Raw genomic sequence first — 18,981 nt, 5'->3', positions numbered from 1 at the left:
GGATTGACCGATGCTGAAAAAAATACTGCTTACGCTGTGGATTGGGCTGGTGTGTTTACCGGCAACGGCGGAGCGCATTCGCGATCTGGTCACGGTGCAAGGCGTGCGTGATAACGCGCTGATCGGTTACGGGTTGGTGGTCGGGCTGGATGGTTCCGGTGACCAAACCATGCAGACGCCGTTCACCACCCAGAGCCTGAGTAATATGCTGTCGCAGTTGGGGATCACTGTGCCGCCGGGCACCAATATGCAGCTGAAAAACGTGGCGGCGGTGATGGTGACCGCCAGGCTGCCGCCGTTTTCGCGTACCGGACAGAATATTGACGTGGTGGTGTCCTCAATGGGCAACGCCAAGAGCCTGCGCGGCGGTACCTTGCTGATGACGCCGCTGAAAGGCGTTGATAACCAGGTTTACGCACTGGCGCAGGGCAACGTGCTGGTGGGCGGTGCTGGTGCCTCGTCCGGCGGCAGCAGCGTGCAGGTCAACCAACTGGCCGGTGGCCGCATCAGTAACGGGGCCACCATTGAACGCGAACTGCCAACCACCTTCGGTGCCGGTGGCGTGATTAATCTGCAACTGAACGATGAAGATTTCACCCTGGCGCAGCAGATCAGCGATGCCATTAACCGCCAGCGCGGTGGCGGCACCGCCTCACCGTTGGACGCCCGCACTATTCAGGTACTGGTGCCGCAGGGCAACAGTTCGCAGGTGCGTTTCCTGGCGGAGATCCAGAACATTAACGTCAGCGTCGGGGCGATGGATGCCAAAGTGATCATCAACTCGCGTACCGGGTCGGTGGTGATGAACCGCGACGTGATCCTGGATTCTTGTGCGGTGGCGCAGGGCAATCTGTCGGTGGTGGTCGATCGGCAAAATACCGTCAGCCAACCAACAACGCCGTTTGGCGGCGGGCAGACCGTGGTGACGCCGAATACCCAGATTTCGGTGCAGCAGCAGGGCGGCTCGCTGCAGAAGGTTAATGCCAGCGCCAATCTGAACAACGTGATCCGCGCGCTGAATGCACTGGGGGCTACACCGATCGATCTGATGTCAATCCTGCAGGCAATGCAAAGCGCCGGCTGTCTGCGCGCCAAGTTGGAAATTATCTGATGGCTGGCGATCTGATGGCAATGTCGGGCGCCGCTTATGATGCACAGGCGCTAAACGGGCTTAAGCGTGACGCGGCGAGCGATCCGCAGGGCAATCTCAAACAGGTGGCGCAGCAGGTTGAAGGCATGTTCGTGCAGATGATGCTGAAAAGTATGCGTGCCGCGCTACCCAAGGACGGGGTGCTGAGCAGCGATCAGTCCCGGCTCTATACCTCAATGTATGACCAGCAGATTGCCCAGCAGATGTCGCAGAAGGGGTTGGGGATGGCCGACATGATGGTCAGGCAGATGAGCAACGCCAACGCGGTGCCGAGTGAGACGGCGGGCATGTCGCCAATGGCGCTGGACAACGAGGTGTTGCAAACGCTGCCGAATCAGGCGCTGGAGCAAATGATCCGTCGTGCAGTGCCAAAAGCGCCTGCCGCGTCGCCGCTGTCGCTCAATAACGGCAACTTTGTCGCCCGGCTGTCCGTTCCGGCGCGCGTTGCCAGCCAGCAGAGCGGCATTCCACATCAGTTGATTGTGGCGCAGGCCGCGCTGGAGTCGGGCTGGGGCCAGCGCGAGATCCCGACTGCCGACGGCACGCCGAGCTACAACCTGTTTGGCATCAAGGCCGGCAGCAGTTGGAGCGGACCGGTTACCGAGGTCACCACCACCGAGTTTGAGCAGGGGGCCGCGAAGAAGATCAAGGCGCAGTTCCGGGTGTACGGCTCTTACGTTGAAGCGATTGCCGACTACGTCAAGCTGTTGACCAATAACCCGCGCTACGCCGAAGTAGCCAATGCGCGCAGCCCCGAACAGGCGGCACATGCGTTGCAGAAGGCCGGTTACGCTACCGATCCGCAATACGCCAACAAGCTGGTCAGCGTGATCCAGCAGATGAAAAACAGCGGCGAGCAGGTGGTCAAGGCTTATACCCATGACCTGAAGGATCTGTTCTAGCCATTGGGCGTGGCATGCAGCGCCCCTACGCAATAGGCCGTATTTAAACGTAGGGGTTCAGCATGCTGGACCCGTTTTTTTTCCTCAAGTTTCCCCGCTTTTTGCCGATAACCAACACAGGCTGGGCGAATGGGTTCAGCAGATTAATTGACTTCTGTGGGCCAGCGGCGCCGCAGCAAAAGGAACTTCTATGTCCAATAGCTTAATCAATACCGCGATGAGCGGGCTGAATGCGGCTCAGGTGGCGCTCAGCACCGTCAGTAACAACATCTCCAATTACAACGTGGCGGGCTATAACCGCCAAACGGCGATTTTGGCGCAAAATGGCGGCATGAGCACCATGAACGGCTTTATTGGCAATGGCGTTACCGTGACCAGCGTCAACCGCGAATACAATCAGTTCATTACCAATCAGCTGCGCGGCGCGCAGAGCCAGGCCGGGGCGCAGAACGCCTATTTCGAGAAAATTTCGCAGATCGACAACCTGCTGGCCAGTAAGACCAACACCCTGTCGACCAACATGCAGGACTTCTTCAGTAACCTGGAGAATCTGGTCAGCAACGCCGGTGATGACGCAGCGCGTCAGACGGTGCTGGGCAAAGCCAATGGCCTGGTCAATCAGTTCAATAACACCGATAAATATCTGCGCGATATGGACAGCGGCGTTAATCAGCAGCTCAGCGACAGCGCGACGCAGATCAACAGCTACAGCCAGCAGATTGCCAAACTCAATGATGAAATCACCCGCCTGCGCGGCAGTGGCGGTGAGCCGAATGCCTTACTCGATCAGCGCGACCAGTTAGTCACCGAGCTAAACCAGGTGGTGGGGGTGCAGGTGACCCAGCAGGACGGCGATGCTTATACGGTCTCTTTCGCCAACGGCCTGACCCTGGTGCAGGGCAACAACGCCTACCAGGTTGAAGCCATCCCCTCCAGCGGCGATCCGGCCCGCCTGACTCTGGGTTATAACCGCGGCAATGGCGTCAGCGAAGTGCCTGAAGGGCAAATTACCAGCGGCAGCGTTAGCGGCGTACTGAAATTCCGCACTGAATCGCTGGATGCCACACGCAATCAACTGGGGCAACTGGCGCTGGTGATGGCGGACAGTTTTAACCAGCAACACCGCGCCGGGTTCGATCTCAACGGCGACGCCGGGACCGACTTCTTCAACTTTGGCGGCGGGCGCGTGGTGGATAACAGCCGCAATACCGGCGATGCGGCGTTGTCGGTGTCCTATACCGATACCGGCAAGGTGAAAGCCAATGATTACCGGGTCGAGTTTGACGGCAGCAACTGGCAGGTAAGCCGTCTGCCGGACAACGTTAAGGTTAACGCCACCGCGGGTACCGATGCCGATGGCAAAGCGACGTTAAGTTTTGACGGCCTGAAGGTCGGTATCGAAGGTAATGCGCAAAAGAATGACAGCTTCACCGTGAAGCCGGTCAGCGACGTAGCGGGCAGCCTGAAGGTCGCCATCACCAACTCTTCAAACATCGCCGCTGCCGGTAAGGATGACAGCGGTCGCGGTGATAACGAAAACGCCAAAAAGCTGCTCGATCTGCAAACCAAAAAGTTGGTTGACGGCAAAGCTACCTTCAGCGGCGCCTACGCCAGCATGGTTAGCAGTGTCGGTAACCAAACGGCATCGGCCAAGGTTTCGGTGACCTCACAGAACAATATCGTCAAGCAATTGACTGAAAAGCAGCAGTCGATGTCTGGTGTGAACCTGGATGAAGAGTACGGCGAACTGTTACGTTTCCAGCAGTATTACATGGCCAATGCGCAGGTGATCCAGACCGCCAGCTCGATGTTTGATGCGTTGCTGAATATCCGTTGATTTTCATTTTGACTGGAGCCACGTCGACTCCGGTCACCGATTTTGAGGAATCTGCACCATGCGTATGAGCACCAGCATGATGTACCAACAAAACATGTCCGGTATCACCGACAACCAATCACTGTTTATGAAGGCGGCCCAGCAGCTTTCCAGCGGCAAAAAGGTCAGCAATCCGTCCGACGATCCGCTGGCGGCTTCGCAAGCGGTGATGCTGGCCCAGTCCCAGTCGGAAAACACCCAGTATGCGCTGGCGCGAACCTTTGCCCGCCAAAGTGTGTCGATGGAAGAGACGGTGCTGGGCGGGGCAACCAGTACCATCGCCGATATGAAGGCGCTGATCGTCAATGCCGGCGGTACCGAAAGCGATAACGACCGCGATTCGCTGGCGACCCAACTGCAGGGGCTGAAAGACCAACTGCTCAACCAGGCCAACAGCACCGACGGCAACGGCCGCTACATGTTTGGCGGCTTCGTCAATGACAAGCCCCCGTTTGTCGATAACGGCGGTTCAGTCAGCTACGCCGGCGGTAACAAGGCCGTTGAGCAGAAAGTGGATGCCAACCGCACCATGACCATTGGCCATACCGGCGATACGGTGTTTATGTCCTTGACCAGCAACCCGAAGCCGGAGCCGGACGGCAGTGCACCGGTTTCTAACGTGTTTGAAAGCATTGATATCGCGCTGAAGGCGTTGAAAACCCCTTTGAAGGATGCTGACGACGCCACCAAACAGCAGGTGAATGATGCGCTGGCCAAGGCCAACCGTGGCCTGGACAACTCCTACAACAAAGTGCTCAGCGTACGTGCCGAGCTGGGTAACCAACTGCAGGAAATGGACACGCTGGACAGCATCGGCAAAGATCGCGACATGATAAACCAAACGCAAATGAGTGCGCTGGTGGATGCCGATCTGGCCGAGTCGATATCGAGCTACTTTATGCAGCAGGCGGCCTTGCAGGCGTCGTACAAAACCTTCGGTGATATGCAGGGTATGTCGTTGTTCCAGATGAACCGCTGATACCCGTCAATACCCGTCGTCTTTCAAGCTGCAGCGTTGTTACCTGCACTCACACACCCCAGTCACTTACTTAAGTAAGCTCCTGGGGATGCGTGAGCTGGGCGCCTAGCTGCAACTTGAAATCCATAGGGTATGGTAATGATAAATCTCCGTTGGGTAGGGCACACTCCACCAAATGTCAGATGATTATCCAATATCTGGGGTGCAGTTCACATGCAGCGCCCCTACAGAATGAATGGCAATAATAAACATCCGTTGTGAAGCCATAGCGGGTCACTCTTGGGTGTGCTTAGAAGGCGCTATCTCTGTAGAGCATTCTTGAAACCGGGCGCACTTTTTTGGCACGTCACTCTTTCCCCCACGAAGGTTTGAGTGACGTGCTTTTTTTTCGCCTGATTTAACGTCGGGAAACGTTAAAATATTCAGACGGGAAGGGGGTAATAACACCAGAGGCTATATTTTTATTTATAGCGCAGCTGTTATTTTTTCTTTTTCACCATGGTCCATTTTTCACCGTTCGGCGAAGAGGATAGTGAAATTTGAATACGGTTGGTTGCCCAGTGCGCCATGCCTAAGGCTCTGCGTGCTCTTCGGTTGGTTTTCGCTTTCATTTCTGTGCTCCTGAGGGTAGAGGTAAAACCGCAGATAATAAATATGCCTGTCCCGCCGGCTGACCCAGGTGAAAAAGTATTTTTATCCCTGCGGATGATGGATGTCAGAGTTTTTATTTAACCTCCCTGTGCGTTATTTAATATTTAAATTCACTCCTTTATTTTTGACGGCTGTTTTTACTGATGGCTTTTTATTTAACAAGGCCATTCTAAGGTGGGTATTTTATTATTCAAGACCATAAAAATAATCGAAGCCAAATCGTGTTAATTTGGTTTTTCCAACTTTTTATAGCGAGAAAGGGGTTTTACTGCCAGTTTGTCCGGCGAGGTGCGGCCGTTAAGCCGCACGAATGAGGGGAACGCTAGGGGGTCATGCTGCCGATGACATCAGCCAGCCTGTCGAAGAACTCGCCGAACAGGTGCTCACAAAACGGCGCCAGCATCGGCATCATCATGCCAATGGTCATAATGCCGATAGTCATGGTGACCGGGAAGCCGATGACAAATACCGACAGTTGCGGCGTCATGCGGTTGAGCAGGCCGAGCGCCATGTTCAGCGTCAGCAGCAGGCAAATCAGTGGCAGTGCCAGCATCAGACCATTGATGAAAATCAGCGAACCGGCCTGGGTCAGTGCCAGAAAACCGTTGCCGTTGAGCGGCTCGGCCTGGACAGGCAGAGTATGGAAGCTGTCGACCAGCAGCGAAATCAGCCACAGGTGGCCGTTAAAACTGAGGAACAGCAGCATGGCCAGCAGGTTGAGCAGCCGTGCCAGCACCGGGGTGTTCGGCCCGCCGCTGGGGTCAAAGAAGGTGGCGAACGACAGGCCCATCTGCATGCCGATCACTTCGCCGGCCAGGCGGATTGCCGCGAAGGCGAACTGCATGGTCAGGCCCAGCGCCACGCCGATCAGGATCTGCTGTGCGGCCAGCCATAGTCCGGCGGCGGAGAAGATAGGGACGGTGCTGATGGGCAACCCTGGGGCGATCAGGATCACGATCAGTCCGCCCAGGCCAATTTTTACCTTCTTGCTGATTTGCTTTTCGCTGAACACCGGCGCGGTGCTGATCAACGCCAGAATGCGCAGCAGCGGCCAGAAGTATTGGCTAAGCCAGACGCCGAACTGCGCGCTGTCAAATGTGAGCATGGTTAACCAATCAGATTCGGCAGGTTGGTGAACAGCGTGCGCATATAGTCCAGCAGCAGGTTGAGCATCCAGGGCCCGGCAATCACGATGGTGGCAACCACTGCCAGAATTTTGGGGATAAACGACAACGTCATTTCGTTGATCTGGGTGGCGGCCTGCAGCAGGCTGACCACCAGACCGCTGACCAACGCGGCGAGCAGCATCGGGGCAGCCAGCGCCAGCGCCACTTTCATCGCTTCGGTGCCCAGTGCCATTACGGATTCAGGGGTCATTGGCGGCTCCGGTTATGAATAGAAACTTTGTGCCAGCGAGCCCAGCAGCAACTGCCAGCCATCCACCAACACAAACAGCATCAGTTTGAACGGCAGCGAGATAGTTGCCGGGGGCACCATCATCATCCCCAACGCCATCAGCACGCTGGCCACCACCAGATCGATAATCAGGAACGGAATAAACACCGTGAAGCCAATTTGGAACGCGGTTTTCAGCTCGCTGGTGACGTAAGCCGGCAGCAGGATCCGCATCGGCACCGCTTCCGGCCCGGCCAGTGGCGGCAGGTTGGCTAGCTTGGCGTACAGAGCCAGATCGGTTTCACGCGTCTGGCGCAGCATAAATTCACGCAGCGGCTGCGAACCTTTATCCATCGCCACGTCCAGGCTGATTTTGTCCTGACTGAACGGCAGGTAGGCGTCCTGATAGACCTTGTCGAATACCGGCGACATGATGAAAAAGGTCAGAAACAGCGCCAGACCCAGCATCACCTGATTCGGTGGTGCGGACGGGGTACCCAGCGCGTTGCGCAGTAGCCCGAGCACGATGATGATACGGGTGAAACTGGTCATCATCAGCAGCATCGCGGGCAGGAAACTGAGCGAGGTCAGCAGCACCAGCGTTTGCACCGGCAACGACCAGCTTTGGCCGCCGCCTGCCAGCGGCTGGCTGATAAGTCCAGGCAACTGCGCGAAAGCCGCCGGGCTGATTAGCAGCAGGGCGGCGGCAAAGAGGTGTTTTCCTCTCACCCCGACCCTCTCCCGGCAGGAGAGGGGGAAGGCGGTGACCTTCTGGCAATTCGAGCCGAGGGGGGCAATAGCCGGGGAGGCTGATTGTTGAGTGTGAGTCATGCCGATTTTTCCGGACGTTTCAAAACTTTTTGCATCAGTTGGCGAAAATCAGCCGGCGCTGCGCTGTCAGTTGCGCTGCCATCTTGCGCAGGGGCCGGCATGGTATGCAGCGGGGTGATTTGCTGGGCGGTGACGCCCAGCACCAGCAAGGTGTTGTCCACTTCGACCACCACCACGCGTTCACGCTGACCGACCTGGCAGCTGGCCCGCAGGTTTAACAGTTTGCTGTTGCGTGCCTGTGGGGCGAACCCCAATCGGCGAAACAGCCAGCCTGCCAGCAGGATCAGCAGCAGGATCCCGCCGAGTGCGGTACTGACCTGTGTCAGCACCGAACCGGCCGGCAGTGCCGGGGTGGCGGGTTGCAAAGTGCCCTGAGCGGGCGCGGTGGCGTTTGGGTTCATCAGCGGCTCAGGCGGCGCATACGTTCGGATGGGGTAATGATGTCGGTGATGCGTACGCCGAATTTGTCGGCCACCACCACCACTTCGCCCTGGGCAATCAGATAACCGTTGATCATGATATCCAGGGGTTCACCCGCCAGCCCGTCCAACGCCACCACCGAACCCTGCGACAGACGCAGCAGTTCCTTGATGGTCATTTTGGTGCGGCCCAGTTCGACGGTCAGTTTGACCGGGATATCCAGGATCAGATCGATGTCCTGCAGGCTACCGCCGGCCTCCTGGGGTTCCAGCGATTTGAATACCGCGTCGCTGGCAGAGGTTTTGTCGGTTGCTAGCTGTTCGTTAAACGCATCAGCCCACAGGTCGTCCACGGATTCCTTTCCTTCGCCAGACGGTTGCTTAGGATCACTCATTTGGGCTGTTCCTCACTCAGAGCATTCAAAATAGGGTTAATCAAATGTTCAACACGCAGGGCGTACTGCCCGTTTAACGTGCCGTATTGGCTGGTCAGTACCGGTACGCCGTCCACGTGGGCGATCAGGCGATCCGGTTTATCAATCGGTAATACGTCACCCGGCTGCAGCTTCAGGATTTTTGACAGCCGCATCGGGATATCAACGAAGTTGGCAATCAGCTCCAGTTCGGAATGCTGCACCTGCTTCACCAGCGTTTCGCGCCAGTGGCTGTCTTCCTGCCGTGAGTTTTCCAGCGGCGGGTTGGTCAGCAGTTCGCGCAGTGGCTCGATCATCGCGAACGGGATACAGATGTTGAATTCACCGCTCAGCGCACCGATTTCCACCTGGAACGGAGTGGTGACCACAATGTCGTTTGGCGAGGTGGTGATATTGGTGAATTTCACCTGCATTTCGGCGCGCACGTATTCCACGTTGATCTTGTAAATCGCGCTCCAGGCGTCGCCGTAAGCATCCAGCGCCAGACGCAGCATGCGCTTGATCACCCGCTGTTCGGTGGGGGTGAATTCGCGGCCTTCCACTTTGGTCGGAAAGCGGCCGTCGCCACCGAACAGGTTATCGACCGCGATAAACACCAGGCTCGGCGCGAACACGAACAACGCGGTACCGCGCAGCGGGTTCAGGTGCACCAGATTGAGGTTGGTGGGCACCGGCAGGTTGCGGGCAAATTCGTGGTACGGCTGAATTTTGATCGGGCCGACGGTAATGTCCGGGCTGCGACGCAGCAGGTTGAATAACCCCATGCGGAACTGCCGGGCAAAACGTTCGTTGATGATTTCCAGCGCGTGCAGACGCTCGCGTACTACGCGGCGCTGGGTTGTCGGATCGTAAGGCTTGACCTCGCTCTCGTTGCTGGTGACCGCGACGGGTTCATCTCCCGCGCTGTCGCCGTTGAGCAAGGCGTCGATCTCTGCCTGTGAAAGAATGCTGTCGCCCATAGTGATTACCGCAGTATGAAGGCGGTGAACAGCACGTCGCTGACCACCTGCTTCGGTTGTCCTTTAACCAGCGGCGGGCTAAGTACGTCCTTAATCTGCGCCACCAGTTGCTGTTTCCCTTGTTCACTGCTCAACTGACCCGCTTCCTGACGGGACAGCAGCATCAGCAGACGGCTGCGCACCTCCGGCAGGAAATCGTTCAGTTGGCGGCGGGTGTTCTCGTCCGGCAAGCGTAATGTCAGACCGATATACAACACGCGATCGGGGTTGTTATCCGGCGTCATCAGATTGACGGTAAAGGTGTCCAGCGGCATAAACACCGGCGCGGCCGGCGGTTGCGGCTTGTCTGCGGGTTGTGCGCCGCTCTGGTGCTGTTTGAGCTGCCACCAGCTGTAGCCGGCTGCGGCGCAGGCGACCAGGGTAATCAACACCAGCAGGATCACCAGTAACGGACGTTTTTTTGAGGCTGTTGGAAGGGAGTTCTGAGACATTGCTAAGCCAAATTCCTGTTTTCTGCGTACATGAAAACCGCACGCATGACATGTAGCGCTATTATCCCGTCTATTCCGGCGTGCAATAGCCAGAATAGGCGGGGAAAAGCGTGCCAGCTTGGGCGTTTGCGGTCAGTCAGGCGAAAATATCAACGCCGCTGACGGCCCGAGCCATCGCCTGCAATGCCTGTGGGGCACTAAGGGCTTCTGCGGCAGGTTCACTACCTGCGTGGCTATCGCGATAACTCGGTTGGCCCTGTTGCCCGGCATTTTGTTGTTGCGCCTGTTGCCCCTGTGGCATGGATTCACTGCCGACGCTGCTTTGGCCCAGATTGATGCCGCTTTCTGCCAGCGCATGGCGCAGTTGCGGCATGGCGGCTTCCACGGCGGCACGCACCTGACCGTGGGCGGAGGCAATGTGCAACTGTGCCTGGCTGTCATCGAGCTTGAGGGTGATCTGCAATGCCCCCAGTTCCTGCGGATGCAGGCGCAGTTCAGCGCTTTGCTGGCCGTTGCGATGGAACATCAGCACCTGCTGATTCAACGCCTGTTGCCACTCGGGGCTGCCAAGCTGAGCATTTAGCTGCGGCGTGGGCGGGGCGGTGACCAGCGAAGAGGCTGGAGCGGCTGCCACCGTCGGGCTGGAGACTGGTGGTGCCATCAGGTGATTGACCGGTGTCGGCGTATCGGCGCTGAATTTCAACGCGGTAGCATCCGGCTTATCGGTTGCCGCAGTCTGTTGTGGGGCATCGGTGCGGCTATCCTTGCTGAGAGGATCTTTGCTCAGGGTCGGCGGGGTTTTCTGCGTGTCCGTTATCGGGCTACCGGAGGCATCCGAGGGGCGGCCCAGCGTGGCGTTCAGCACAGCCGTGGGTTGTGTCACACCCGGTTCGCCTTCAACGCTCAGTTCCCCAACGCCCGCCGCGGTAGCCGGCATCACTGGCGTTACGGCGATCGGTAGCATGGCGAACAGCGCCTGTAAGGTGGCCGCGTCGATTTCACCAGCGGGGCGCAGGGCGGTATTTTCCTCAGTTTGATCTTTCAGCGGCTCTTCACCCGGCGCTGCGGCTGCCTGCTGACCGCTGGTTAATAGCGAGGGTGCCAAAAGCCCATCACGTTCGCCGAAGGTGGCCAGTAGCTGGGTTAGCTGGTTGCGGCTCAGCGGCGTGGTGTCCTCGTCTGCGCTCAGCGTCATCGGTGACAGTTTGCCTGCAGCCTTATCGGCCGGCAGCACCCGTGCACCGAGCAGTTGAGCAAAGGCGGACGAAAGGGAGGATTCATCCAGCGGCAACTGCGCGTCGGGCAGTAATCCGCTGTCGCCTGGGGTCGACATTCCTGGCAATAGGTTGAGGTTCATTGGTGGGTATTCCTTTGTGCACTGCGTTGAGCAAACTCATCCATCAGTTTTTGATCCCGTTTATTCTCCAGCTGCAGTTCCGCACTTTGGGCACGGGTATGCAGGGTTTCGAAGGCATTCAGCCGTTGCTGTTTGTCCTGCCAGTGCTTCATGGCGCTCTCGACCTTTTGCCCCCACTGCGTCAGTTGCTGGCGATGCTGGGTGATGGCCTGCTCCAGCGTGCCGATAAACTGCTGATAGTTCTGCCAGTTGGACGATTCCATGCCGCCACTCAGTTGGTTATTCAGCTTCTGGCGGTACTCATCCTGATAATTGAGCAGCATGGAAAGCTGCTGCTCTGCCGCCTGCTGTGCCTTGCGCACCTGGCCCAACTGCTGCGTCGCCTGTTCTACTGCGTCCTGCGCCAAATCGCGCAGGGTAATCAGGGGGGACTGTGGTTTCATCGGATTTTCGCCTTTGGTGACGTTAGACGATCAACTGCTGTAACTGTTGGCAGGCGTCGTCATAACCGCTGCGTTCAAAAATGCCCTGTTGCAGATAAGCTTCCATTTGCGGGTACAGCGCCATCGCCTTGTCCAGCAGCGGATCGCTGCCTGAGACGTAGGCGCCGACGCTGATCAAATCGCGGTTGCGTTGATAGCTGGCCAGCATCTGTTTGAAGTTACGCACCCGGCGGTAATGTTCCTCATCGATCAGTGAGGTCATGGCACGGCTGATCGAGGCTTCAATGTCGATTGCCGGGTAGTGACCGGCCTCCGCCAGCCGTCGCGACAGCACCACGTGACCATCGAGGATGGCGCGCGCCGAGTCGGCAATCGGATCCTGCTGGTCATCGCCTTCGGTCAGTACGGTATAGAAGGCGGTAATTGAACCGCCACCGCTGATGCCGTTGCCCGCGCGTTCCACCAGCGCAGGTAATTTGGCGAACACTGACGGCGGATAGCCTTTGGTGGCCGGTGGCTCGCCGATGGCCAGGGCAATTTCACGCTGCGCCATGGCATAACGGGTCAGCGAATCCATAATCAGCAGCACGTGCTGACCGCGATCGCGGAAGTCCTCGGCGATACGCGTGGCATAGGCTGCCCCCTGCATGCGTAGCAGCGGTGAGACGTCTGCCGGTGCGGCAATCACTACCGAGCGTGCCCGGCCTTCGGGGCCGAGGATGTTTTCGATAAAGTCTTTGACCTCGCGGCCACGTTCGCCGATCAGCCCGACCACAATCACGTCGGCCTGGGTGTAACGCGCCATCATGCCCAACAGCACGCTTTTACCGACGCCGGAACCGGCGAACAACCCCATGCGCTGACCACGGCCAACGGTTAACAGACCATTAATGGTGCGGACACCGACATCCAGGACCTGTTCGATCGGCGTACGTTGCAACGGATTGAACGGGGCGGTGATCAACGGTGCGCGATAGCCGGTTTCCGGTGCGGGCAAGCCGTCGAGCGGCTTGGCGCTGCCGTCCAGCACCCGACCCAGCAATGCCGGGCCGAGCGGCAGCTGTTTGCTGGCGCTTTGCCCTTCCGGCGAGACGCGGGCATAAACCCGTGCGCCGGGCACAATACCTTCCACTTCTTCCAGCGGCATCAGGAACAGTCGCTGGCCGTTAAAACCGACCACTTCGCTCTCGACTTCCTGAACTTCCCCCCCGTCGTGACGTTCGATCAGGCAGGTAGCGCCAATCGGCAGTTGCAGCCCGGTGGCCTCCAGCACCAGCCCGGTAGCCCGCGTCAGACGGCCGTAACGACGAACCTTCGGCGCGTGCGTAATGCGTTTTTCCAACGTATCCAGTGAGGTCAGCCAGCGGCCAAGTCGCAGCGTCATTACACTTCTCCCGGAGCCGCCAGGCGGCAGAGTTCGTGCCAGCGGGTTGCCAGACTGGCATCCAGGTCGCCTTCATCGGCGCTGACCTTGCAACCGCCAGGGTGCAGTTGGCCATCTGCCAGCAGCCGCCAGCCGTGCAGGCTGAGCGTCGCGCCCAGCTGTTGCTCTATCCGCTGATAATCATCCGGATGCACACGCAGCTGGGGCTTGCCGCTGAACATCGGCTCCTGTTGGATCAACTGCTGTATCTGCGCCAGCAGGGCGGTGCCGTCACACACCGGCGGCTGACCGAGCACCTGTTTGGCGGCGGTCAGCGCCAACTGCATCAGGCGCGAGGCGATCACGCTGTCCAGCGCGTCCAGCGTGTGCTGGAATTCCGTCACCAGCTGTTGCCAGTGGGCGGTCAGCGGTTGCTGTTGCTGTTGCGCCTCCAGCAAACCTTGTTGACGGCCTTCTTCCATACCGGCCTGGAATCCGGCTTCGTAACCCTTTTGCTGGCCGTCGGCATAGCCCAACTGCTGGCCTTGCTGCTCTGCCTGCAGGCGCAATTGGGCCAATTGCTGTTCCTGAACCACGGTGTCGTCCAGTGGTGTGCCGAAAGATTCCACTGGCGGTAACGGCAGCGGTTCGACCACCGCTTTCGGCTCGGTCAAATCGTTGAGCGACCAGGGCTGCCAGGGCAGGGTGTTAATGCGATCAGACATAGGTGTCCTCGCCACCGCCGATAATCATTTCGCCGCTTTCCGCCAAACGACGGACGACCAGCAGGATGGCTTTCTGTTCGTTCTCGACCTGCGACATACGCACCGGGCCACGGTTGGCCAGGTCGTCGCGCAGAATATCGGCGGCGCGTTGCGACATATTCTTGAGGAACTTCTCGCGCAGCGGCTGTTCCGCCCCTTTGAGCGCCACCAGCAAGGATTCGCCTTCCACTTCCTGCAACAGGCGCTGGATACTGCGGTCGTCGACCTCCACGAGGTTTTCGAACAGGAACATTTCGTCGATGATCTTCTGTGCCAGTTCGCCGTCGTATTCGCGCATGGCGTCGATAACCGCTTCTTCCTGCTGAGTTTTCATCAGGTTGATAATCTCGGCTGCGGTACGTACCCCGCCCATTTTGCTGCGCTTGAGGTTCTGGCCGTCGAGCAGGTTGTTCAGCACTTCGGTCAGTTCCGCCAGTGCTGCCGGTTGCACGCCGCCGAAGGTGGCGATACGCAGCATCACGTCGTTGCGCAGGCGTTCGTCGAACAGCGCCAAAATATCCGCCGCCTGGCCACGCTTCAGGTGGACCAGAATGGTGGCGATGATTTGCGGGTGTTCGTCGCGGATCAGATCGGCGGCGCTCATCGGCTCCATAAAGTTGAGCGTTTCCATGCCGGTGGTGGTCTCGCGGGATTCGAGAATATCCTCCAACAGGCTGGCGGCACGCTCTTCGCCCAGGGCTTTAACCAGCACCGAACGCAGGTAGTCACTGGCGTTGACGCTCAGTGCCGCATATTGTTCGGCGTCATCTTCAAATTCGCGCAGTATTTCATTCAGCTGTTTGTGCGAGACCTGGCTCATGCTGGCCATGGTGCCGCTCAACTGCTGGACTTCCCGCGAGGAGAGGTGTTTGAACACCTCGGCGGCGCGATCTTCACCCAGGGTCATCAGCAGGATGGCGCTTTTTTCGGTTCCGGTCAGACTCATAATTCGTTGCTCATCCATTGGCGGATTACCAGAGCGACCACGCGTGGGTCTTTATCAGCCAGATCGCGGATCCGCTGGCTCTGGACTTCTGCACTGACGCGCTGCTGTGATTTGCGGTGCTGCGCCAGCTCCTCATTACTCTGTTTATTGCTGTCTGCCGGTTTGGCCATTGGCGTATTGGCGGCGGCGATAGCGGCTTTTTGTACTGCCTGACGGTTTTGCAACTGCGGACGTACCAGTTTGCGCCACAGCAACCAGCCGACCAGCAACACCAACAGATAGCGACCGGCGTCGAACAGGCGATCGATAAACGCCTGGCTTTGCCAGAACGGCAGCTCACCACCGGTGACTTCGTTATCGGTAAACGGCGTGTTGACCACGTTGAGCGTGTCGCCGCGGCTGCTGGAGAAGCCCATGGACTCGCGCACCAGCGCTTCGATCTGCGCCAACTGCTCCTTACTCATCGGCAGTGGTTTGCCGTCTTTATCGGTACCGCGATAGTTAACCACCACCGCTACCGACAACCGCTGTACCGTCCCGGCTTTTTGCTGGGTATGGCGAATGGTGCGATCGACTTCGTAGTTGGTGGTTTCATCCAGGCGAGAATTCTGCGGCCCCGAGGCTGCGCTGCGGGTGGTCGCGGCATTGGGCTGGGTGGTGGCGTTATTGCCGGTGGCCGCCGGTTTGGCGGTTTCAATGGGCGCGGTCGCCGGTGCGGTAGGTTGATTGGACAAGGCACCCGGTACGCCGCCGACCAGTGGCCCGCCAATTTGATCGCTTTGGCTCATCTGTTTGGAGCGGACGGCGGCCTTATTCGGCAGTTGGTTCGGCTGGTATTCTTCGTCGGTTTGTTCGCGGGTGGCAAAATCAATCTGCGCAGTGACCTGAGCGCGCGCATTACCGTTACCGACCATTGGTGCCAAAATCGCTTCGATACGGCGCTGGTAGCGGCTTTCCACTTCGTTGGCGTATTTGAGCTGTGCGGCGTTCAGATCGCGCCCGGCACCGTCAGACTGGGTCAGCAGGCGACCGGATTGATCGACCACGGTCACGTTGCCCGGCGGCAGGCCGGCGACGCTGCTCGAGACCATATAAACGATGGCGTTGATCTGGCCGTCATCCAACGCGCGGCCGGGTTGCAGCGTCAGGGTCACCGAGGCGGAAGGGGATTTTTGCTCGCGCACGAACAGCGAGGGTTTTGGCAGTGCCAGATGCACCCGGGCATTTTGTACCGGCCCCAGTGATTCGATAGTACGCGACAATTCGCCTTCCAGCGCACGCTGGTAGTTGATTTGCTCACTGAACTGGCTGATGCCGAATTTTTCCTGATCCAGCAGTTCGAAGCCTACGGCCCCGCCTTTCGGCAGGCCCAGCTGCGCCAAACGCAGGCGGGTTTCGTGCACTTTGTCTGCCGGGATCAGCAGCGCCGCGCCGTTCTCGGCAAAGCGGTAGGGGATATTCATCTGCGTCAGCTGGGTGACGATGGCACCGCCGTCGCGATCGTTAATGTTGCTGTACAGCACCCGGTAGTCAGGACTTTTTGCCCATAACAGCAGCGCAACCACAATGGCGATGGCGGCGGAAGCGGCGATCAGCAGTGGGATTTTCGGGTTGGCGCGCAGACGGTTCCACATGGCTTGCAGGCCATTATCGCGGCTTTCGGTGGCGGAGATTGAAGCACTCATTTTAGCCAGTGTCCTTCAATGACGCTCAGGATCCGGTTCGGGCCACGGCGTAGCTCCCTGCCAGGCTGATGAACGATGTGGTTAGCGTTGTGTGACAAAACAGACTCCCTGATACACATTTCTTCTAAATAGCGGCGCTCCCATTTCTGGGCATGCCATTATTTCCCCTTACTCACTATTTCGATGGCCCGATAAGCCGGGTTTTTTGCAGTTAATTAGCCGCTTTAGGATAAAAACGCTGTGTTAGGGTGTGCAGCATCAAAGTAGTGCCTGATGCAACAACGTCCGGCCGCCGCGTTTTTATTGGAGTCACCATGGCAATTCAGGGTATTGAAGGGGTATTGCAGCAGTTGCAAGCCACCGCGATTCAGGCTGGGCAAAGGGATCGCGGTGCTGTCGCGCCGGGCGTCAGTTTCGCCAGCGAGCTGAAAACGGCTATTGACAAGATCAGCGATACCCAGCAGACCGCACGCAAGCAGGCGCAGAATTTTGAGATTGGCGTGCCGGGTATCAGTCTGAATGATGTGATGGTCGATCTGCAAAAATCATCTATCTCGTTGCAGATGGGTGTGCAGGTGCGTAATAAGCTGGTTTCCGCCTACCAGGAAGTGATGAATATGGCGGTGTAATGGAATGGCCCCGAGGTTGAGGCCTGGATCTATCGACTGTTTGCTTCAGGAGATCAGTTCAACGATTTGCTTACGAGCCGCTGCCAGGCCGCTGTCGCGTCCATGCGGTTTCATATCGAGGCCTTCAGCATAAACGAACTGCACCTCACTGATACCCATCAAACCTAAAACGGAACGCAGGTAGGGCGTGACCGCATCGGTTTCTTGTCCGACATGCACACCGCCACGGGAACTGATCACCAGAGCTTGCACGCCTTCCACCAGACCGACCGGATAAGTCGCGGTGTAATTGAATGTCACGCGCGCCCGTGCCACCAAATCAAACCAGTTCTTTAGATGTGTCGGCACGTTGTGGTTGTACATAGGTGCGCCAATCACCACCAGATCGCTGGCTTTGAGTTCGGTAATTAATTGGTCTGAAAGCGCGACCCCATCCTTGATCCGTTGGCTCGATATTTCACCGCCGCGCAACGCGCTGAATAACTCAGCGTCCAGTACTGGCGGGTTGAGCGCCACCAAATCGCGCACCACTATATTGTCCTTCATCCCTCTGGCGCTACGTTCGCTCACCAAGCTGTCGATAAGACTATTGGTGTGAGATTGGTCGCCCATGATGCTGGATTTGAGTACCAGAATATTGTTCATCATATTTTCCTGATTGTGGCTAGGGTAAACCCCCTGGCGCCAACTTTGCCGCCGGGGCATTCGAGATAACTCATGCTAGCATTGCTTGATATTCACCAGTGGTGATAGTGTTTCACATCATTGGTGCCAAAATGGACGCGATAAGGTGAGAACCGAACTCAATGGGATACCGGTATTTGTCGCCGTGGCGGAGGCCGGCAGCTTTGCAAACGCCGCGGAAAAGCTGCATCTGACGCGTTCAGCCATCAGTAAAATCATCTCCCGGCTGGAACAACGGCTTGGGGTGATGCTATTTCTGCGTACTACCCGCAGCCAAAGCCTGACGGATGAAGGGGTGTTGTTCTACGAGCACTGTCGGCAAGCATTGGCAACCATCAACAGTGCGGAAAGCTTGCTCGATAGCGGTAAAGTGCAGGCCAGTGGGCGACTACGAGTGTCGATGCCGGTGCTGTTCGGTCATCTGTGCATTGCCCCCTTGCTGACGGACCTGGCACAGCAGCATCCACAACTGACCCTGGAATTGTCGTTTAGCGATCGAACGGTGGATCTGATTGATGAGGGTTTCGATCTGGCTATTCGCATAGGTGCCTTGCCGGACAGTAGTAGTCTGATTGCTCGCCAGCTAGGCCAGCACGGCATGACTTTTTGCGCGTCACCGGCCTATTTACAACACTATGGTGAGCCGCAATCGCCAGCAGAGCTTGGCCAGCATCAGGCGGTGGGTTATTTGCGGGCCGGTATCTTGCAGAAATGGCACCTCAGAGACACCAGTGGTCACCTGCAGGAAATCAGGCCACAGGCAAGAATAGTCATGGACGATATGCAGGCCATTGCCAATGCTGCCATCAGCGGGGCCGGCGTGGTTTGGCTGCCTTATTGGCTGGTTCGCGAGCAGCTTGCCGACGGTCGATTGATGGCGCTAATGCGCGACTGCCACAGCGTAGATTTTCCGGTTAATGCCGTCTGGCCCTATGCCGCTTATCAACCCTTAAAAGTCCGGCTGGCAGTAGATCAATTGCTGGCGCAACTGCCGGCCAGATTGGCACAGATCGGGCCTTAGGC

Annotated in this window: 21 protein-coding genes; 6 read left to right on the top strand and 15 right to left on the bottom strand. The window is 57.9% G+C overall.

Going from position 1 to position 18,981, the window contains the following annotated elements; translation table 11 throughout:
* The first annotated feature begins 10 nt into the window (after positions 1-10).
* The 4 genes from FCL49_RS10670 to flgL all read left to right on the top strand — a co-directional run bounded on the left by FCL49_RS10670 (position 11) and on the right by flgL (position 4,907).
* Positions 11-1,111 carry a flagellar basal body P-ring protein FlgI gene (locus FCL49_RS10670; RefSeq protein ID WP_174353573.1) on the top strand — a complete coding sequence of 367 codons (1,101 nt, stop codon included), beginning with the start codon at positions 11-13 and terminating at the stop codon, positions 1,109-1,111.
* On the top strand, positions 1,111-2,052 hold the full coding sequence (flgJ, locus tag FCL49_RS10665) for a flagellar assembly peptidoglycan hydrolase FlgJ (protein ID WP_174353572.1): 942 nt from the start codon (positions 1,111-1,113) through the stop codon (positions 2,050-2,052). Before FCL49_RS10670 ends, flgJ begins: the two co-directional genes overlap by 1 nt.
* A 190-nt stretch (positions 2,053-2,242) precedes the next feature.
* Positions 2,243-3,889 carry a flagellar hook-associated protein FlgK gene (gene flgK, locus FCL49_RS10660; RefSeq protein ID WP_174353571.1) on the top strand — a complete coding sequence of 549 codons (1,647 nt, stop codon included), beginning with the start codon at positions 2,243-2,245 and terminating at the stop codon, positions 3,887-3,889.
* A 58-nt stretch (positions 3,890-3,947) separates the two neighbouring features.
* The gene (gene flgL, locus FCL49_RS10655; protein WP_012145682.1) at positions 3,948-4,907 is read left to right on the top strand and encodes a flagellar hook-associated protein FlgL; all 960 of its coding nucleotides are present in this window, start codon (positions 3,948-3,950) and stop codon (positions 4,905-4,907) included.
* A 479-nt stretch (positions 4,908-5,386) separates the two neighbouring features.
* On the opposite strand, the gene sra is transcribed toward flgL, so the two are convergent.
* From sra to fliF, 14 genes are all read right to left on the bottom strand, one after another.
* Entirely contained in the window at positions 5,387-5,518 is a 132-nt protein-coding gene (gene sra / locus FCL49_RS24585) for a stationary-phase-induced ribosome-associated protein (protein WP_017893223.1), read from the bottom strand.
* A 362-nt stretch (positions 5,519-5,880) separates the two neighbouring features.
* A complete protein-coding gene (fliR, locus tag FCL49_RS10650) occupies positions 5,881-6,663 on the bottom strand; it encodes a flagellar biosynthetic protein FliR (protein WP_174353570.1) in 783 nt (260 codons plus the stop codon).
* A 2-nt stretch (positions 6,664-6,665) separates the two neighbouring features.
* Positions 6,666-6,935, bottom strand: coding sequence for a flagellar biosynthesis protein FliQ (gene fliQ / locus FCL49_RS10645; protein ID WP_037419012.1), 270 nt, complete (start codon positions 6,933-6,935; stop codon positions 6,666-6,668).
* Positions 6,936-6,947: 12 nt separating this feature from the next.
* Complete coding sequence (fliP, locus tag FCL49_RS10640) at positions 6,948-7,784, bottom strand: flagellar type III secretion system pore protein FliP (RefSeq protein ID WP_254611065.1); 837 nt, start codon at positions 7,782-7,784, stop codon at positions 6,948-6,950.
* Positions 7,781-8,185 carry a flagellar biosynthetic protein FliO gene (gene fliO / locus FCL49_RS10635; RefSeq protein WP_174353569.1) on the bottom strand — a complete coding sequence of 135 codons (405 nt, stop codon included), beginning with the start codon at positions 8,183-8,185 and terminating at the stop codon, positions 7,781-7,783. The genes fliP and fliO overlap by 4 nt, the downstream gene beginning before the upstream one ends.
* A complete protein-coding gene (gene fliN / locus FCL49_RS10630) occupies positions 8,185-8,598 on the bottom strand; it encodes a flagellar motor switch protein FliN (RefSeq protein WP_135317022.1) in 414 nt (137 codons plus the stop codon). The genes fliO and fliN overlap by 1 nt, the downstream gene beginning before the upstream one ends.
* Positions 8,595-9,596: a flagellar motor switch protein FliM gene (gene fliM, locus FCL49_RS10625; RefSeq protein WP_012145676.1), complete on the bottom strand. Its 1,002-nt coding sequence runs from the start codon at positions 9,594-9,596 to the stop codon at positions 8,595-8,597. Before fliM ends, fliN begins: the two co-directional genes overlap by 4 nt.
* Positions 9,597-9,601: 5 nt before the next feature.
* Positions 9,602-10,087 carry a flagellar basal body-associated protein FliL gene (gene fliL, locus FCL49_RS10620; protein ID WP_174353568.1) on the bottom strand — a complete coding sequence of 162 codons (486 nt, stop codon included), beginning with the start codon at positions 10,085-10,087 and terminating at the stop codon, positions 9,602-9,604.
* Between the two features lie 136 nt (positions 10,088-10,223).
* Positions 10,224-11,444: a flagellar hook-length control protein FliK gene (locus FCL49_RS10615; protein WP_174353567.1), complete on the bottom strand. Its 1,221-nt coding sequence runs from the start codon at positions 11,442-11,444 to the stop codon at positions 10,224-10,226.
* Positions 11,441-11,887, bottom strand: a complete 447-nt coding sequence (gene fliJ / locus FCL49_RS10610; RefSeq protein WP_174353566.1) for a flagellar export protein FliJ — start codon at positions 11,885-11,887, stop codon at positions 11,441-11,443. The genes FCL49_RS10615 and fliJ overlap by 4 nt, the downstream gene beginning before the upstream one ends.
* Before the next feature lie 22 nt (positions 11,888-11,909).
* Complete coding sequence (fliI, locus tag FCL49_RS10605) at positions 11,910-13,271, bottom strand: flagellar protein export ATPase FliI (RefSeq protein WP_012145672.1); 1,362 nt, start codon at positions 13,269-13,271, stop codon at positions 11,910-11,912.
* Complete coding sequence (gene fliH, locus FCL49_RS10600; protein ID WP_135317017.1) at positions 13,271-13,975, bottom strand: flagellar assembly protein FliH; 705 nt, start codon at positions 13,973-13,975, stop codon at positions 13,271-13,273. The genes fliI and fliH overlap by 1 nt, the downstream gene beginning before the upstream one ends.
* On the bottom strand, positions 13,968-14,960 hold the full coding sequence (gene fliG, locus FCL49_RS10595; RefSeq protein ID WP_012145670.1) for a flagellar motor switch protein FliG: 993 nt from the start codon (positions 14,958-14,960) through the stop codon (positions 13,968-13,970). The genes fliH and fliG overlap by 8 nt, the downstream gene beginning before the upstream one ends.
* On the bottom strand, positions 14,957-16,645 hold the full coding sequence (fliF, locus tag FCL49_RS10590) for a flagellar basal-body MS-ring/collar protein FliF (RefSeq protein WP_174353565.1): 1,689 nt from the start codon (positions 16,643-16,645) through the stop codon (positions 14,957-14,959). Before fliF ends, fliG begins: the two co-directional genes overlap by 4 nt.
* Before the next feature lie 314 nt (positions 16,646-16,959).
* Here fliF and fliE point away from each other — a divergent pair, with 314 nt between their 5' ends.
* On the top strand, positions 16,960-17,274 hold the full coding sequence (gene fliE / locus FCL49_RS10585) for a flagellar hook-basal body complex protein FliE (RefSeq protein ID WP_174353564.1): 315 nt from the start codon (positions 16,960-16,962) through the stop codon (positions 17,272-17,274).
* A 45-nt stretch (positions 17,275-17,319) separates the two neighbouring features.
* Here fliE and FCL49_RS10580 read toward each other — a convergent pair whose 3' ends face one another.
* Positions 17,320-17,919, bottom strand: coding sequence for an FMN-dependent NADH-azoreductase (locus FCL49_RS10580; protein WP_174353981.1), 600 nt, complete (start codon positions 17,917-17,919; stop codon positions 17,320-17,322).
* Positions 17,920-18,064: 145 nt separating this feature from the next.
* On the opposite strand from FCL49_RS10580, the gene FCL49_RS10575 reads away from it, so the two are divergent.
* Positions 18,065-18,979 carry a LysR family transcriptional regulator gene (locus FCL49_RS10575; RefSeq protein ID WP_174353563.1) on the top strand — a complete coding sequence of 305 codons (915 nt, stop codon included), beginning with the start codon at positions 18,065-18,067 and terminating at the stop codon, positions 18,977-18,979.
* The last annotated feature ends 2 nt before the right edge of the window (positions 18,980-18,981 follow it).

The organism is Serratia proteamaculans, from assembly GCF_013337185.1.
In the GTDB taxonomy this organism is placed as follows: domain Bacteria; phylum Pseudomonadota; class Gammaproteobacteria; order Enterobacterales; family Enterobacteriaceae; genus Serratia; species Serratia proteamaculans_D.
The sequence above is the reverse complement of the archived record's forward strand: the minus strand, read 5'-3'. Positions and strand labels throughout refer to the sequence as shown.

Coding starts and splice junctions, on each gene's coding strand:
- FCL49_RS10580 (WP_174353981.1), bottom strand. CDS start 17,919: ATGAACAATATTCTGGTACTCAAATCCAGCATCATGGGCGACCAATCT.
- fliI (WP_012145672.1), bottom strand. CDS start 13,271: ATGACGCTGCGACTTGGCCGCTGGCTGACCTCACTGGATACGTTGGAA.
- fliL (WP_174353568.1), bottom strand. CDS start 10,087: ATGTCTCAGAACTCCCTTCCAACAGCCTCAAAAAAACGTCCGTTACTG.
- fliG (WP_012145670.1), bottom strand. CDS start 14,960: ATGAGTCTGACCGGAACCGAAAAAAGCGCCATCCTGCTGATGACCCTG.
- FCL49_RS10670 (WP_174353573.1), top strand. CDS start 11: ATGCTGAAAAAAATACTGCTTACGCTGTGGATTGGGCTGGTGTGTTTA.
- sra (WP_017893223.1), bottom strand. CDS start 5,518: ATGAAAGCGAAAACCAACCGAAGAGCACGCAGAGCCTTAGGCATGGCG.
- fliO (WP_174353569.1), bottom strand. CDS start 8,185: ATGAACCCAAACGCCACCGCGCCCGCTCAGGGCACTTTGCAACCCGCC.
- fliM (WP_012145676.1), bottom strand. CDS start 9,596: ATGGGCGACAGCATTCTTTCACAGGCAGAGATCGACGCCTTGCTCAAC.
- fliF (WP_174353565.1), bottom strand. CDS start 16,645: ATGAGTGCTTCAATCTCCGCCACCGAAAGCCGCGATAATGGCCTGCAA.
- fliH (WP_135317017.1), bottom strand. CDS start 13,975: ATGTCTGATCGCATTAACACCCTGCCCTGGCAGCCCTGGTCGCTCAAC.
- flgK (WP_174353571.1), top strand. CDS start 2,243: ATGTCCAATAGCTTAATCAATACCGCGATGAGCGGGCTGAATGCGGCT.
- fliJ (WP_174353566.1), bottom strand. CDS start 11,887: ATGAAACCACAGTCCCCCCTGATTACCCTGCGCGATTTGGCGCAGGAC.
- fliN (WP_135317022.1), bottom strand. CDS start 8,598: ATGAGTGATCCTAAGCAACCGTCTGGCGAAGGAAAGGAATCCGTGGAC.
- fliE (WP_174353564.1), top strand. CDS start 16,960: ATGGCAATTCAGGGTATTGAAGGGGTATTGCAGCAGTTGCAAGCCACC.
- FCL49_RS10615 (WP_174353567.1), bottom strand. CDS start 11,444: ATGAACCTCAACCTATTGCCAGGAATGTCGACCCCAGGCGACAGCGGA.
- fliP (WP_254611065.1), bottom strand. CDS start 7,784: ATGACTCACACTCAACAATCAGCCTCCCCGGCTATTGCCCCCCTCGGC.
- flgJ (WP_174353572.1), top strand. CDS start 1,111: ATGGCTGGCGATCTGATGGCAATGTCGGGCGCCGCTTATGATGCACAG.
- flgL (WP_012145682.1), top strand. CDS start 3,948: ATGCGTATGAGCACCAGCATGATGTACCAACAAAACATGTCCGGTATC.
- fliQ (WP_037419012.1), bottom strand. CDS start 6,935: ATGACCCCTGAATCCGTAATGGCACTGGGCACCGAAGCGATGAAAGTG.
- fliR (WP_174353570.1), bottom strand. CDS start 6,663: ATGCTCACATTTGACAGCGCGCAGTTCGGCGTCTGGCTTAGCCAATAC.